Origin of the sequence: Delftia sp. WSY_16 (assembly GCF_043104415.1) — a bacterium.
GTDB classification, from domain to species: domain Bacteria; phylum Pseudomonadota; class Gammaproteobacteria; order Burkholderiales; family Burkholderiaceae_C; genus Comamonas; species Comamonas tsuruhatensis.
Genome location: NZ_JBICKS010000003.1, coordinates 479,273 through 493,813 on the forward strand (window position 1 = coordinate 479,273; position 14,541 = coordinate 493,813).

The window sequence follows — 14,541 nt, forward strand, 5'->3', positions numbered from 1 at the left end:
AAGGACGGCGGGCACAGCACCGGCTGCACCCTCGGGGTTCAGCCCTGCTGCGGGGAAAAGTCCCTGAGCCAGGGCAGTGCCGGCGCCAGCGTGGGTGCTTCGGCCTCGGCCTGCGGCGCGCCCGTGGGCCGCGACAGGCCCACGCGGTTGTGCCAGAAGGTACGCAGGCCCACGGCCGAGGTGCCGAACAGGTCATAGCCCGATCCGGCCACGAAGGCGGCCTGGCCCGCAGGCAGCCCCAGCCGGTCCAGCGCCAGCTGGTAGGGCCGGGGGTCGGGCTTGTAGAAGCCTGCTGCTTCCGAGGTCACCACCACATCCCAATCCACTCCCAGCAGCGCGGCGGCACGTTGACCCAGGCGCTCGGAGCAATTGGTCACCACGGCCAGGCGGCAGTGCGGGCGCAGGGCGGCCAGCAGCTCGCGTGCGCCATCCCAGGGCTGCAGCTGCTCCCATTGCGCCTCCAGCCTGTCGGCCACCGCCTCGGGCAGGCCCCGGTTGCGGGCCGCCGTGCGCACCAGGTCCTCATAGGGCTGGTAGGCGCCGCAGCCATAGGTCAGGCGCAGGTATTCGGCGCGCCAGTCGCGCCCGGCAGCCTCGCTGCCGGCGGCCGCATTCCAGACGGTCCAGGAGTCCAGCAAGGCGGTCAGCAGGTCGAAGAGCACGGCCCGGGGCCATGCGGCAGAGGTGGGGTATGGGGTGTTCATGACTTGGCACTGTACGGACCAAGACCATGGTCGTGGTTAAATCCGCCGTCATCAATCGTTAAGGCAAATTGAATGATTGCCATCGAAGACCTGCAGCTTGCCGCCGCCTTGCTACGCGAAAGCTCGCTGAGCGCGGCGGCCCGTGCGCTTGACGTGACACCGCCTGCACTGTCCATGCGCCTGCGCCGACTGGAGGCCGAACTGGGCCTGTCCCTGGCCAACCGCAGCGCGCGGCGCCTGGCGCTGACACCCGAGGGCGAGCGCTTTGCCCGCGAGGCCGTGCGGCTGCTGGGCCAGATCGAGGAGTTGCGCGACTCGCTGCACGGCGATGCCCGCCAGCTGGGCGGCACGCTGCGCTTGGCCGCGCCCTTCGGCTACGGGCGCAGCCGGCTGGCCCCGGCCCTGGTGCCCTTCACGCGCCAGCACCCGCAACTGAAACTGCAGCTGGACCTGCGCGAAACGCCTTTCCCCGACCGCCACGATGCCGATGCCGTGGTCCACATCGGCACGGTGCGCGACTCCTCCTGGGTGGCGCGCGAGCTGGCTGCCAACGACCGCTGGCTGTGCGCCAGCCCCGACTACCTGCGCCGCCATGGCACGCCCGCCACGCCGCGCGAGCTGTTGGAGCACGCCTGCATCTGCATCCGCGAGAACGAGGAGGATGTGACGCTGTGGCACCTGCGCCCCGCCGCCAGCCGGCGTGCCGTGGACGGCCAGACACTGCGCGTGACGCCGTCCTATGTGACCAACGATGGCGGCGTGGCCCGCCACTGGGCCGAACAGGGCCTGGGCCTGGTGCTGCGTTCGCAATGGGACATGGCACCGGCCATTGCCGAGGGCCGGCTGGTGCGCGTGCTGCCCGACTGGCATTTCGGCAGCGCGCCCGTCACCCTGCTGGTGCCCACGCGCAAGGGACGCACGGCGCGCGTGCAGGCCCTGGTGACGTTTCTGGAGCAGTGCGCCGCAGCGGGCGCGCTGTAGTGCAGGTCAGGCCGTGCGCGCGGACGTATCCCGGGCATCGCTGGCACCGTGGGTGCCCTGGCCGCGCTCGCGCAGCCACAGCACCAGGCCGCAGACCATGACCACCAGCTGCGTGCCCACCAGCAGGCCGAAGCCGGCAACGAAACCGCCGCCGGCCGAATGCGATGTCCAGCCGATGACGGCCCCCATGAGCGCGGGCATGAAGCCCGCCACCAGGGTCGCCGTGCCGTTGACGACGCCGTAGGCGCTGGCCACATGCTCGGGCCGCGCGCAGTACTGCACGGTGCTGGGGATGGCCGGGCTCATCAGGCCCCAGCAGAAGTTGGCGGCGATCAGGCAGTAGGCCGCCGCGTAGCGGTCTTCCATGTGGATGGCCAGCCAGATGGCCAGCGCCAGGCCCAGGCTGCCGCCGACGAAGATCAGCGGCACCTGGCGGCGCGGCAGGCGGTCGATGACGATGCCGCCGACCAGCACGGCCAATACCGTGGCGTACTGCGGCAGCGAGGCCAGCCAGCCCATCTCGCGCAGCGAAAAGCCGCGCGACTCCAGGTAGGCCGGCAGCCAGTTGCTGCTGCCCCAGAGGTAGGAGAAGAAGGCCGCCGACAGCACGGCCACCAGCACCAGGTAGCGCGTGTGCATGGCGCCGCGCACGATCTGGCCGACCTGGCCCACCGCCTCGCCCAGCGAGCGCGGGCGCGGCATGCCGGTGTCCACGCGGGGCATGCGGATGAAGGCCAGCACCAGCGGAATGCCGATGGCCACATTGATCAGGCCCAGCACGTGGAACGAGGTCTGCCAGTCATGGCCGGCCACCAGGTAGCCGATCAGCGGATAGCCCACCGCCAGCCCCAGTCCCGTGCCCATGTTCACGAAGGAGTTGGGCAGGCCGTTCTCGTGGCTCTGGAAATGCGCCTTGATGTAGCTGCCCGCCAGCGAGTACAGCGGCCCTTCGGAGATGCCCAGCAGGATGCGCGAGGCCAGCAGCAGGCCATAGCTGTTCATGGCCGGGGACAGAAAGGACACGGCGCCCCACAGCAGCAGGCCGACCACCAGGCTTCGGCGCACGCCGAAGAGCGCCGCGCAAAACGGCGTCAACACGAAGGAAGAAACGCCGTAGCCCACCATGAAGGCCGTGGCCAGCAGGCCCTGGCGCGTGCGGTCGTCGTGCGTCAGCCCGATGTGGTCCAGAAATCCCTGGTCGAGGATGAGGATCGAAAGGTTGATCCGGTCCACATAGGAGATGGCGACGATGATGAAGAGGCTGATCACCCCCCACCAGCGGGCCGCACGCATATCTTTCATGGCAAGTCTCTATCGCCCGATGGGCTGTATCAGAAGAAGTGGCGCACGCCCACCTCGAAGCCGGAGGAGCGGCCGCCCAGCGTGGTGCCCGGGGCCGACAGGCCCTGCACGCCGATGGACTTGGCCGCGCCGTCCTTGTTCTTGAGGAAGGCCACCGTGCCGTAGACCTGGGTGCGCTTGGACAGGTTGTGCCCGTAGCCCACGCTGATCTTGTTCCAGTCGGCATTGCTGCCGTCGGTGTTGTAGTGGCCGTAGGAGGCCTTGAACTCGCCCATGCCCACGGGCGCGGTCACGCCCAGCTGCAGGGCGGTGACCTTGAGGGCGCCGCGCTTTTCGCTGGCCCACAGCAGCATGGGCTTGGCCACGCCGAAGTCCCAGCTCAGGCCCACGTTGCTGGCCGTGAGGTTGGTCGCATCGCTGTCGCCATAGAACTTGCCCGTGGCCAGTGCGCCGTTGAAGGGGCCCTGGCGGTAGCCGAAGCGCAGGCCGCGGTAGTCGCCCTGGTTCTTGTTGGGTGCGCTGCGCGCCTGCTCGCCCATGGCCACCTGCACCTGGCCGTAGAAGCCGCCCAGGTTCTGCGGCAGGAAATAGCTGACCGCGTTGCTGATCTGGATGGGCGCGCCGCCCGTGGCCGTGCCCGTGCCGGGAATGCCCAGCATGGTGAAGCCCATGGTGCCGCCCACGCCGTTGGTGAGGAAGGGGTCGAAGATCAGCGTGCTCAGGAAGGTGGCCGAGTCATCTCGGCCCAGGCGCACTTCGCCGAAGTCGCCCGACAGGCTCACGGTGGAGCGGCGGTTGAAGCTCAGGCCGCCACCGCTGGCCTTGCCCGAGCCGCTGTCCACGTCCATGCCCGCCTCCAGCCAGAAGCCAGCGCGCAGGCCGCCGCCCAGCTCTTCCGTGCCGCGAAAGCCGAGGCGGCTGATGTTGGCGCCGCCCGTGGACAGGCCGGTCTTGGAGGGGCCGGAGCCGTTCAGGTGCGTGACGCCGACATCGACGACGCCGAAGATCTCGACCTTGGACTGCGCCGAAGCGGCACCGGGCAAGGACGCCAGGCAGGCTAGCGCCACGCCCAGCATGGGCGTATGGATGGTTTTCATGGGGTTGTCTCCTCTGGGGTGGTGGCTTGGGGGGCTTGGGGGTGGTGGGTTGTTGCCGTGCAGGTCTGATTGCCTGCTCAGATATCGAGCACTAAACGTTCGCTCTTGCAGCCGGAAACGCAGACCATCATCACTTTGTTGCTGGCCTTTTCCTTGGGGCTGAGCACCGAGTCGCGGTGGTCCGGAATGCCTTCGAGCACGCGCGTCTCGCAGGAGCCGCAGACGCCTTCGCAGCAGCTGTGGTCCATCTGGATGCCGGCATCCAGCAGGGTGTCGAGCAGCGACTTCTCGGGTGTGATCTCGATGAAGCGGCCGCTGCGCTTGAGCTCCACCGTGTAGTTGCTGCGCGCATCGTCGGCGGCCTTGATCTCCACGGGTGTGAAGCGCTCGATGTGGGCGTTGGCGTGGCCCAGCTCGGCGCAGAACTTCTCGAAGGCGTCCAGCATGGGCGTGGGGCCGCAGGCGTAGTGGTGCGTGCCCGCGTCGGGCTGGCGTTGGGCCAGCAGCGCGCGCAGGTCGGGCGGGCCGCCGGCCTCGCTGTCGAAGTGCAGGTGCAGCGGCATGCCCAGCGCCTGCAGCTCTTCCAGGAAGGCCGCGCCCTTGCGCTCGCGGGCGAAGTACAGCATCTCGAACGAGCGGCCCTGGCCCTTGAGGCGGCGTGCCATGCACAGCAGCGGCGTGATGCCGATGCCGCCGGCCACCAGCACGGTGTGCGCGGCGCTTTCGTCCAGCGCGAAATGGTTGCGCGGCTCGGAGATGGTGATGGGCATGCCCACGCGCAGCGACTCGTGCACGCAGCGCGAGCCGCCGCGGCTGGCGCGGTCGCGCAGCACGCCGACCACGTAGCGGTGGCGCTCCTCGCTGGGGTTGCTCAGCGAGTAGCTGCGCACCAGGCCGTTGGGCAGGTGCAGATCGATGTGCGAGCCCGGCGTGAAGGCGGGAAGCTCCCCGCCCGCCACGGGCCGCAGGTCCACGCTGATGGTGTCCTGGGCCTCGAAGCGCAGCGTGTGCACGAAGGCCTGGAGGTTGGTGCTCATGATGCGGCGCCTTCGTCGATCTGCTCCTGGGCCAGGCGGCGCAGGTGGCGGCGCAGGCGCACCAGGCCGATGTCGTGCTGGTAGAGGTTCTCGCGCTCGTTGGCGTCCAGCTCCATCTGCTCCATCATGATCCGGTCCTGCTCCAGCACGGCCCAGTGGCGCGCCTCCAGGCGGTTGCGGTACAGGAAGCGCCAGGTGTCGCGCATCCAGCCCTGCACCTTGCGGCAGCGCCAGAAGAACACGGAGCACAGGTCGGCGCTGATGGGCGTGACGCAGGCCACGATGGCGAAGTTGCCGCCGGGGCCGCCGGTCTTGGGGTACGGAATCTCCAGGCGCATCCAGTGCACGCCCGTGCTGCCCCACTCGGTCCAGTCGAAGTTCACGCCGCGCTGGCCCACCTTCTCGAAGACGAAGCCGTCATCGGTCTCGCGCACCTGGAACGTGGCCTTGCTGTCGCCCTCGGCCATGGAGTGCGACTGCTTGTGCAGGAAGGTGCCGTGCATGGGGTCCATGACGTTGTCCAGCGCATAGCGGTAGTCGCTGCGCCACTCGGCATAGCACAGGAAGTTGGAGTACTCGGGCGAGGTCAGCTCCTCGGGCAGCGTGAACTCGGGCGCCTCGTCAACGGCCTTGTCGCTGTTGTAGAGAAAAATGGCGCCATGCGCCTCGCGTGCATGGAAGGCCAGCGCCGCGCGCGAGCCTTCGAGCTTGCAGCCGGGGCTGCCGGGCACCTTGGTCACGGTGCCATCACAGCGCACTTCCACGCCGTGGTAGGGGCAGGCCAGGCGGTCGCCCAGGATCACGCCCTGCGACAGCGGCGCGCCGCGGTGCGGGCAATGGTCTTCCAGCGCGTGGACCTGGCCGGCGGCATCGCGCCACAGCGCGATCTTGCGGCCGAAGCGGCGCACCGACACGGGCTGGGTCTTCACGAAGTCCGAGGGGCAGACCGCGTACCAGAGGTTCTTCAGGCCTTTGTTGAGCAGGCCGTCCACCGGATCGATGGTGATGGTTTGTACGTTCATGGGGCTCTCCAGTCCTGCTCGGTATCAATAGCCCAGCCGCGCCATCAGCGCCTGGAAGCTGTCTTCGGTCCAGGCCTCGCCGTTCTCGCCGGCGGGGCCGCTGCGGTTGAGGTAGGCCACCAGTTCGGGCAGGGTCTGCACGCCTTCGCCGAAGGCGCGTTCGATGGAATCGCCCAGCAGGTCTTCCATCAGGGTGGGGGCACGTTCGCGCGCCTGGTGCGGCTCGAGATAGCGATCAGCGGCCATGGTTCTCTCCTTCGAAAACTGTCTTGAATCGTGGTTCGGCTTCATTGCCCGGAGCGTCGCCCGCCACCCGTATCGCGTGAAACCGGCGCAGCCCGACCTCAGGGACACCGAGGAAGGGCCGCCCCGCACCGAGGGTGTCGTCCCCCTTGGGGGAAGGCGCGAAGCGACTCAGGGGGTAGGTCATTTAGTCAGCCCTGATATCCAGGTCTTTGATGAGCTTGCCGAAGCGATTGAAATCGGCGGCATTCGTCTTTTCCAGGCGCGCGGGCTCGCCGCCTGCGGGCAGCGCGCCGAAGGTGGCCATCTTGGAGACCACGTCGGGCATCTTCAGGATCTCGTTGAGGTGCGTGTTCAGCAGCTTCACGGTCTCGGGCGACATGCCCTTGGGGCCGAACAGGCCCTGCCATGCGGACACTTCCACGTCCTTGACGCCCAGCTCGGCCAGGGTGGGCACATTGGGGGCCAGCGCGCTGCGCTGGCTGTCGGCCACGGCCAGGGCGGTGACCTTGCCGCCGACGTAGGGCGCGATCGGGCCCCAGGTCATGAAGGTCGTGGGCACATGGCCGCCGATCAGGTCGTTGACGGCAGGTGCCACGCCCTTGTAGGGAATGTGGGCGATGCGCGTGCCGGCGGCGCGGTTGAACATCTCGCCCAGGATGTGCATGGGCGAGCCGCTGCCGGGGCTGGCGTAGGTCAGGCCGTCGCGCTTGCCCTGGGCGATCAGGGTCTTCATGTCCTTGATGCCCGAGGCCTGGTTGGTGGCCACGAACATGGGCTGCACGCTGGTCTGCACGATGGGCGTGAAGCCGTGCAGCACGTCGTAGCTGGAGCCCGAGGCCGTCTTGAGCACGAACTGCGCGATGGCGAAGGTATTGGGCGCCAGCAGCAGCGTGTAGCCGTCCGGCGAGGCCTTGGCCACATGCACGCTGCCGATGGTGCCGCTGGCGCCGGGGCGGTTGTCCACCAGCACGGGCTGGCCCAGGCGCGTGGACAGCTTCTCGGCATACAGGCGCGCCATGGCATCGGTGTCGCCACCGGCCGGATAGGCCACGATGATGGTGATGGGCTTGGCCGGATAGGCCTGGGCCATCGCGGTGCCGGACAGCGTGGCTGCAGCCAGGAATGCAGCGGCAAGAGAAACCTGGCGACGTGTCTTGTTCATGGTGGGGGCCGTGGGGTGGTTGGGTTGTGGGGGTAGGCCGTCAGGCGCGGTCTCAATGCCGCTTGTCGGTGATGAATTTCCCGTCGCTGGTACCCACGCCCTTTTGGCGCCGGGTGTTGCCGTCGATGCCGCCATCGATGGCCCATTCGGCAAACACCGTGGGGCCGGGCTCGAACTCGCGGGGCTGCCAGTCGGCGGTGAGCTGGTCCTCGTCGGCGTAGTACTCGACCAGGGCGCCGGCCGGATTGCGGAAGTACCAGAAATAGGCCGAGGACACGGGATGGCGGCCCGGGCCCAGCTGGGTGTCCCAGCCGCAGCGCGAGATGTGCATGCCGCCGCCGAAGACCTCGTGGATGTCGCGCACCGTGAAGGCCACGTGGTTCAGGCCAGCGTCCTTGGCGGGGCGCTGCAGCAGGAAGATGTCGTGGTGGCCGCCGTCGGGTGCGCAGCGCAGGAAGGCACCGCGCTCGGGGTAGCGGTCCGAGGCTGCGAAGCCGAAGTTGTCCACGTAGAAGCGCTCGCAGGCCTGCACGTCCTTGACGAAGAACACCACATGGCCGACCTCGATGGGCTGGGCGCGTTCGTAGGCCGGGCTGGCCTGGTTGACGCGGTCCTTGCGGTTCCAGGTGTTGTAGGCGGCGCCTTGCACATCCACATCACGCTTTTGCGTGACCTGCAGGCGCACGGACAGGCCATTGGGGTCGGTGCAGCCTATGCGCCCCTGGCCCTGTGTGAAGCCCGGCAGCGCGGCAATGCGGCTGGCGTACAGCGCAAGGTCCGCCTCGCTTTCCACACCCCAGACCACTTCGCGCAGCGTGGGGCCGGCCTCGATGGCGGGCGGCAGATCGGGATGGTCCACGGCGGCCACGATCACGCGGCAGCCGTTGAGGGTCTCGAACACCAGCCGGTCGTCCGCTTCCTGCACCAGCGCCAGGCCCCAGTCCAGGAAGAAGCGGCGGCAGGTGGCCAGGTCGTCCGCGCCGTAGGTGATTTCGTCTATGCCCAGTACGCTCATGTCGATTCCCTTTCAGTTCGCCCAGGCCAAAGGCTGGTCGTTCAAGCCCCAGTACATGCTCTTTTGCTCCATGTACTGCTGTATGCCCAGCCGTCCCTTCTCGCGGCCCAGGCCGCTGTCGCGCCAGCCGCCGAAGGGCGTGGAGATGGAGAACTGCTTGTAGGTGTTGATCCAGACCGTGCCGGCCTGCACGGCGCGGCCAATGCGCCAGGCGCTCTTGTAGTCGCGCGTCCAGATGCCGGCGGCCAGCGCGTAGACGCTGTCGTTGGCCTGGGCGAGCAGGTCGTCCTCGTTGTCGAAGGGCATGGCCACGAGCACGGGGCCGAAGATTTCCTGCTGGCAGATCTGCCAGTCGTTCTTCACGCCGTCGATGATGGTGGGGCGGTAGTAGTAGCCGCGCTCGAACTGCGCGCCCTCGGGCCGCTGGCCGCCCGTGAGCAGCCGGCCGCCCTCGGACAGGCCCAGGGCCACATAGCTCTCTATGGATTCGCGGTGCTTGGCGGTGATCAGCGGCCCCATCTGCGTACGCTCGTCGGCCGGGTCGCCCACCTGCAGCGCGGCGGCCTTGGCCGTCAGGCGCTGCATGAATTCGGCATGCAGGCTGCGCGCCACGAACAGGCGCGAGCCCGCGATGCACGACTCGCCCGAGGAGCTGAAGATGCCGTAGAGCACGCCGTTGACGGCATGATCGATGTCGGCATCGGCCAGCACCATGGTGGCCGACTTGCCGCCCAGCTCCAGCGAGACCGGCATCATCTTGTCTGCCGCGATGTGGGCGATGTGCTTGCCCGTGGACGTGCCGCCCGTGAACGACACGCGCTTGACCAGCGGATGCTTGGTGATGGCGTCGCCGATCACCGAGCCCCGGCCCGGCAGCACGCTGACCAGGCCCTTGGGCACGCCGGCCTCTTCGCAGATCTTCGCCAGCTCCAGCGCCAGCAGCGGCGTGGCCTCGGCGGGCTTGACGACCACGGCGTTGCCGGCGGCCAGCGCCGGAGCGAGCTTTTGCGCCTCGCTGGCGATCGGCGAGTTCCACGGCGTGATGGCCGCCACCACGCCCATGGGCTCGTACACGCTCATGGTCATGAAGTCGCCGCGCGAGGGCGTGATGGTTTCCTCCATGGTCTCGCAGGCCGCTGCAAAGAACTGGAAGGTGGCGGCGGCGCTGGCCACCAGCATGCGTGTTTCCTTGATGGGCTTGCCGTTGTCCAGGCGCTGCAGCTGGGCCAGGGGCTCGGCGCGCTCGCGGATCAGCTGGGCCACGCGGTGCAGCACGGCCGCGCGTTCATGGGGCTTTTTCTGGGCCCAGCCGCTGGTGCGGAAGGCGTGGTCGGCCTTCTGGATGGCCTCTTCCACATCCTCCAGGCTGGGCGCGCGCAGGCGGCCCACCACTTCGCCGGTGGCGGGATAGAGCGTGGTGGATTCGCCGCCGCCGCCCAGGCGCCATTCGCCGGCGATGTTGATGGGGAGCAGTTCCAGGTTCGACATGGTGAGCCTCTCTCGTTCGTTCGAATCCAGCCGCCTCAGGCGGCCTTGGTGGCCGTGGTGGTGGCCGGGATCTGGTCCAGCTTGTTCACGGGCGGGCCAGAGAACGTGGCCTTGAAATTGCCGATGGCGCGCATGTCGATCTCCAGCAGGAAGGGGCCCTTCTTCGTCCAGGCCGACTGCAGCACCGCCGGCAGCTCCTTGAGGTCTTGAACGCGGGCATGGGGCAGCTGGATGGAGGCGCACAGCTGCGCGTAGTCGGGCGTGTGCAGCTCCACATAGCAGCGGCGGCCGCCGTAGGAGGCGTCCTGGATGTTCTGGATCACGCCGTAGCGCTGGTCGTTCATCAGCACGATCAGGGTGTCGCACTCTTCCTGCACCAGCGTGGCCAGCTCGCCCAGGTTCAGGATGAAGCCGCCATCGCCCGCCAGGCCCAGCGTCTTGCGGCCCGAGCCGCTGACCGCCGCGCCCACGGCCGCGCCGATGGCCATGGGCATGCCCATGCCGATGCCGCCGCCCGTGGCGTGCACACCCGCGTTGGGCTCGAAAAAGCGCAGCTCGCGGTTGCCCCAGGTGCTGTTGGAGACGGTCACGTCGCGCACCCAGTTGAAGTTGCGGCCCACGGCCTTTTGCAGCTCCTGCACCAGCACGCTGTACGGGCCCAGGCCGTCGCGCATGGTGGCCACGGCCTCGTCGTGCACCTGGCGCAGGTCGGCCAGCAGCTCGGGGTCGGCCTTGTAGCCGCGTGCCTCCAGCCGGTCGGCCAGGCCCGTCAGCGCCAGGGCCGAGTCGCCGCAGACAAAGCCGTCATCGGCGTAGCAGCGGCCCTGCTGGGCGGCGTCCACATCGATGCGCAGCAGCGGGCGCGGCAGCTTCAATTCGTACTTCAGCGTCTCGTTGCTGCGCAGGCGCGTGCCCACGGCCAGCATGGCGTCGCAGCGCTGGTAGAAGGCCTCCACGGGCTTTTGGATGTTGTAGGCGCCCAGCGAGGCCGGATCGTCCTCGGCCACGATGCCGCGGCCCTGGCCCGTGCTGACGATGCCGAAGCCCAGCGCCTTCAGGCGCTGCACGGCAGCGACTGCGTGGCGTGCGCCGCCACCCAGCCACAGCAGCGGGCGGCGTGCCTTGGCCAGCGTGTCGGCCAGCGCATCCAGCGATGCCTCGCTGGGGGCCAGCACGGCCACCGGCAGCGGCGACAGGTCGGCCGGCATGTCGATCACGGTCTGCTGGATGTCGATGGGAATCTCAACGCTCACCGGGCCGGTCGGCGCGGTCATGGCGGCCTGCACGGCGGCCTTCAGGGTGGACAGGCAGGTCTCGGCGCTGCGCACGCGGAACGCCGCCTTGGACACGGCGCCCAGCATGGTCAGCTGGTCGGGAGCCTCGTGGATGTACGACAGCTTCTGGTCCAGGTACTGCGTCTCGATCTGGCCCGTGATGTGCAGCAGCGGCGTGCCGGCCGTATAGGCCTCCACCAGGCTGCCCGCAATGTTGCCTGCGGCCGGGCCGGTGCTGGTGATGCACACGCCCAGGCTGGAGGTGGAACGCGCGCAGGCATCGGCCATGTTGCCGGCGCCGGCCTCGCCGCGCGCCATCACGAAGCGGACCCTGCCGCGCGCATGCATCGCGTCCAGGATGGGCATGTTGTGGATGGAGATCACCCCGAACGCGGCCTGCACGCCGCAGTGTTCGAGGAACTGGGCCACAACGGCGCCGACGGTGATTTTGGATGCGGAAGAAGTCATGTTCTGCTTTGAATCGGGTGAAGGGGCTGGAGCACTACGCTTGCCGTGCAAGACCACCGGAGACGTCGATGTGGCTGCCGGTCGTGTAGGAGGACAGGGGCGTGGCGAGATAGAAGATGGCGCGTGCGGCCTCGTCGGGCGAGCCCAGGCGGCCCAGCGGAATGGACTTCTTGCGGGCGAGGTCGGCGCTCCAGGCGTTCCAGTCCTGGCTGCGGTCCTCGCGCGCCTCGAAGCGGCGGCGCCACTGGCCGGACTCGATCAGGCCGACCAGGATGCCGTTGACGCGCACGCCCTTGGGCGCGAACTCGGTGGCCATGGAGCGCACCAGGTTCTTGAGGCCGGCGCGCGCGGCCGAGGTGGCCACCATGTGCGGCTCGGGCTGCGAGGCCAGCAGCGAATTGACGCAGACGATGGCCGGCTCAGCCGTGCGCTCGAGCTGCGGCAAAAAGGCGCGCGTGGGATGCAGCACCGAGAAGAACTTCAGGTGCAGCTCCTCGGTCCAGGCCGCATCGTCGGTGCTGGCAAACGTCGAGACCCGGCCCTGGCCCGCGTTGTTCACGAGGATGGAGGCCGGACCCAGCGCAGCCTCGCTGTCACGCGCGAATTGCTGCACCTGGGCGGCGTCGAGCACGTCGCAGGCCTGGGCGAACAGGCGGGCCTCGGGATGGCGCCCGCGCAGCTGCTGCACGGCCTGCTCCAGGCGTTCGGCGCTGCGCCCGCACAGGGCGACACGCGCGCCCTGCGACAGCAGCAGATCGACCGTGGCCAGGCCAATGCCCGAAGAGCCGCCGGTGACGACGGCCGTGGTGTCCTTGAGTTGGGAATCAAACATGGCCGCCTCCTGCGCGCCGGGAATTGAGGGAAAGCAGCTGTGCCGTCTGCGTCTGCGTTTGCGCTTGCGGTCGGTAGTTCAGCAGCTCGGACAGCTCGGCCGCCGCGTCGCAGACGCCGGCGATCAGGGTCTCGGCACGGCCCTCCTCCACATGGGGCGCGGGAACCGTCGTGCCCAGCGCCGCCACCACGCGGCCGCTGTGGTCGCGCACGGGGGCGGCGATGGTGCAGATGGAGCTTTCGTAGAAGCCCTCGCTGAACACATGGCCGCGCTCGCGGTCGGCCTCGACCAGGTTGAACAGGTCCAGCACCGTGCGCGGCGTCTTGGGCGTGTGCGCTTCCAGGTGCTCCTCGGGGTAGAGCGCGCGCAGCTCGGGCAGGGACAGGTCGGCCAGCAGCACGCGGCCCAGTGCCGTGGCATGGGCAGGCAGGCGCGTGCCCACGCGCACCGAACTGGTCAGCGGCGTGGGTGGCGTGACCTTGGCCACATAGACGATGGAGCGGCCATCGCGCACCACGATGTTGCAGGGGTAGCGGATCTCGCCGCACAGCCGCGCGATCACGGGCTGGCCCAGCTCGGTCAGGTCCATGGACGACAGGAACTCGAAGCCCAGGCGCAGCACGGACAGGCCCAGCCGGTAGTCATTGCTGCCCTCGGCACGCTGCAGAAAGCCCATGGCCTCCAGTGTGTTGAGCATGCGGAACACCGTGGCGCGCGGCAGCTGCAGGCGGCGCGCCAGCTCGGGCGCGCCCAGCGTGGCATTGCCGCGCCCGAACTCCTGCAGCAGGCGCAGGCCGCGCTCCAGCGCGGGCACCATGTACTTGTCGGCGCCGTTGTCCGCGCTCTCGGCGCTCTCGGCATTCCCGGACGGGGTGGTGTCGGTCATGGCGAACCCCTTCAATTCATGACGAAGCCGCCGTTGACGGGCAGCACCTGCCCCGTCACGAAGCGCGCGCCATCGGACAGCGCGTAGGCCACGGCGCCCGACACATCCTCGGGCCGCTGCTCGCGCTGCAGCGCGCGCTGGTCGATGTACAGGCGGTGGCGGTGCTCGGGCACGTATTCCGTGGCCTCCACCAGCACCAGGCCCGGCGCCACGGCGTTGATGGTGATGCCGTCGGCGCCCAGCTCGCGCGCCATGGAACGCGTCATGGCCATCACCGCGCCCTTGCTGGCCACATAGGCCATCAGGTTCGGGGCGCCCCACATCGCGGTGTCGGACGCCAGGTTCACGATGGCGCCCCGGCCGCTGTCGCGCAGCGCGGCGCGGCAGGCCCGCGTCATCAGCCACACGCCACGCACGTTCACGTTCATCACCTGGTCCCACTTGTCCAGATCGATGTCGTCCATGCCCTTGCCGCCCGAATCGGTCACGGCCGCGTTGTTCACCAGGCCGTCCAGCCCGCCCAGCGCCTGCACGGCCTGCTGCGCGCAGCGCTCTATCGACTCCGGATTGCCGGCATCCAGCCCGAAGCCATGGGCCTCGAAGCCCTGCGCACGCAGCCGGGCCACGGACTCGGCCAGCAGCTCCTCGCGCAGATCGGCCATGGCGACACGCGCGCCCTGCTCGCAAAAGGCCTTGGCGAACGCAAAGCCCAGGCCGCGCGCCGAGCCTGTGACGAGGATGCGGCGGCCGGCAAGCTGGCCTGTGGAGGGCGTGGTGTTCATGGCGTACCTCAATCGAAGGGGGTTTGTGTCTGTTTCAAATTTGAAATGACACTTTTTTCTTGAAACAAGCGTGAGTTTAGGACTGATGGTTCGGGGTGGGATTGGGGAAAACACGGAGACGTGTGGGAAATGGATGACAGAGGTGTGTCTGGGTGTGTTTTGGATGGGGGCGTTTTATGGCTTGCGAGGACATGCCCGCCCTGCGGGCGGGAGCCGGGTTTCGGCCCGGCGGCCGACCGCAGCGA

14 protein-coding genes are annotated in these 14,541 nt (G+C 68.7%); 1 reads left to right on the forward strand and 13 read right to left on the reverse strand.

Translation table 11 applies throughout. The features are described from left to right. Positions 1–38: 38 nt before the first annotated feature. On the reverse strand, positions 39–704 hold the full coding sequence (locus tag ACF8O7_RS02995; RefSeq protein ID WP_034363438.1) for an HAD family hydrolase: 666 nt from the start codon (positions 702–704) through the stop codon (positions 39–41). A gap of 72 nt (positions 705–776) precedes the next feature. Here ACF8O7_RS02995 and ACF8O7_RS03000 point away from each other — a divergent pair, with 72 nt between their 5' ends. Continuing rightward, the gene (locus ACF8O7_RS03000) at positions 777–1,685 is read left to right on the forward strand and encodes a LysR family transcriptional regulator (protein WP_034363435.1); all 909 of its coding nucleotides are present in this window, start codon (positions 777–779) and stop codon (positions 1,683–1,685) included. A 6-nt stretch (positions 1,686–1,691) separates the two neighbouring features. On the opposite strand, the gene ACF8O7_RS03005 is transcribed toward ACF8O7_RS03000, so the two are convergent. The 12 genes from ACF8O7_RS03005 to ACF8O7_RS03060 all read right to left on the reverse strand — a co-directional run bounded on the left by ACF8O7_RS03005 (position 1,692) and on the right by ACF8O7_RS03060 (position 14,296). After that, positions 1,692–2,987 carry an MFS transporter gene (locus ACF8O7_RS03005; protein ID WP_016449106.1) on the reverse strand — a complete coding sequence of 432 codons (1,296 nt, stop codon included), beginning with the start codon at positions 2,985–2,987 and terminating at the stop codon, positions 1,692–1,694. Between the two features lie 29 nt (positions 2,988–3,016). Next, entirely contained in the window at positions 3,017–4,084 is a 1,068-nt protein-coding gene (locus ACF8O7_RS03010) for a porin (RefSeq protein ID WP_013804504.1), read from the reverse strand. A 77-nt stretch (positions 4,085–4,161) separates the two neighbouring features. After that, a complete protein-coding gene (locus ACF8O7_RS03015; protein ID WP_392442228.1) occupies positions 4,162–5,121 on the reverse strand; it encodes a PDR/VanB family oxidoreductase in 960 nt (319 codons plus the stop codon). Further along, positions 5,118–6,143, reverse strand: coding sequence for an aromatic ring-hydroxylating dioxygenase subunit alpha (locus ACF8O7_RS03020; protein ID WP_034363433.1), 1,026 nt, complete (start codon positions 6,141–6,143; stop codon positions 5,118–5,120). Before ACF8O7_RS03020 ends, ACF8O7_RS03015 begins: the two co-directional genes overlap by 4 nt. A 24-nt stretch (positions 6,144–6,167) precedes the next feature. Further along, the gene (locus ACF8O7_RS03025; RefSeq protein ID WP_141830753.1) at positions 6,168–6,389 is read right to left on the reverse strand and encodes a recombinase-like helix-turn-helix domain-containing protein; all 222 of its coding nucleotides are present in this window, start codon (positions 6,387–6,389) and stop codon (positions 6,168–6,170) included. A gap of 184 nt (positions 6,390–6,573) precedes the next feature. After that, entirely contained in the window at positions 6,574–7,551 is a 978-nt protein-coding gene (locus tag ACF8O7_RS03030) for a tripartite tricarboxylate transporter substrate binding protein (protein WP_047217886.1), read from the reverse strand. Positions 7,552–7,603: 52 nt separating this feature from the next. After that, complete coding sequence (locus tag ACF8O7_RS03035) at positions 7,604–8,566, reverse strand: VOC family protein (RefSeq protein ID WP_047217885.1); 963 nt, start codon at positions 8,564–8,566, stop codon at positions 7,604–7,606. 12 nt (positions 8,567–8,578) lie between these two features. Next, positions 8,579–10,054, reverse strand: a complete 1,476-nt coding sequence (locus ACF8O7_RS03040) for an aldehyde dehydrogenase (RefSeq protein WP_047217884.1) — start codon at positions 10,052–10,054, stop codon at positions 8,579–8,581. 35 nt (positions 10,055–10,089) lie between these two features. Further along, positions 10,090–11,796 (reverse strand): thiamine pyrophosphate-binding protein, encoded by a 1,707-nt coding sequence (locus ACF8O7_RS03045; RefSeq protein ID WP_016452045.1) that lies wholly within the window; start codon positions 11,794–11,796, stop codon positions 10,090–10,092. Positions 11,797–11,830: 34 nt separating this feature from the next. Continuing rightward, on the reverse strand, positions 11,831–12,628 hold the full coding sequence (locus ACF8O7_RS03050) for an SDR family oxidoreductase (RefSeq protein WP_047217882.1): 798 nt from the start codon (positions 12,626–12,628) through the stop codon (positions 11,831–11,833). Continuing rightward, positions 12,621–13,514, reverse strand: coding sequence for an IclR family transcriptional regulator (locus ACF8O7_RS03055; protein WP_392442233.1), 894 nt, complete (start codon positions 13,512–13,514; stop codon positions 12,621–12,623). Before ACF8O7_RS03055 ends, ACF8O7_RS03050 begins: the two co-directional genes overlap by 8 nt. Positions 13,515–13,525: 11 nt before the next feature. Further along, a complete protein-coding gene (locus ACF8O7_RS03060; RefSeq protein ID WP_012202888.1) occupies positions 13,526–14,296 on the reverse strand; it encodes an SDR family oxidoreductase in 771 nt (256 codons plus the stop codon). Between the last annotated feature and the right edge of the window lie 245 nt (positions 14,297–14,541).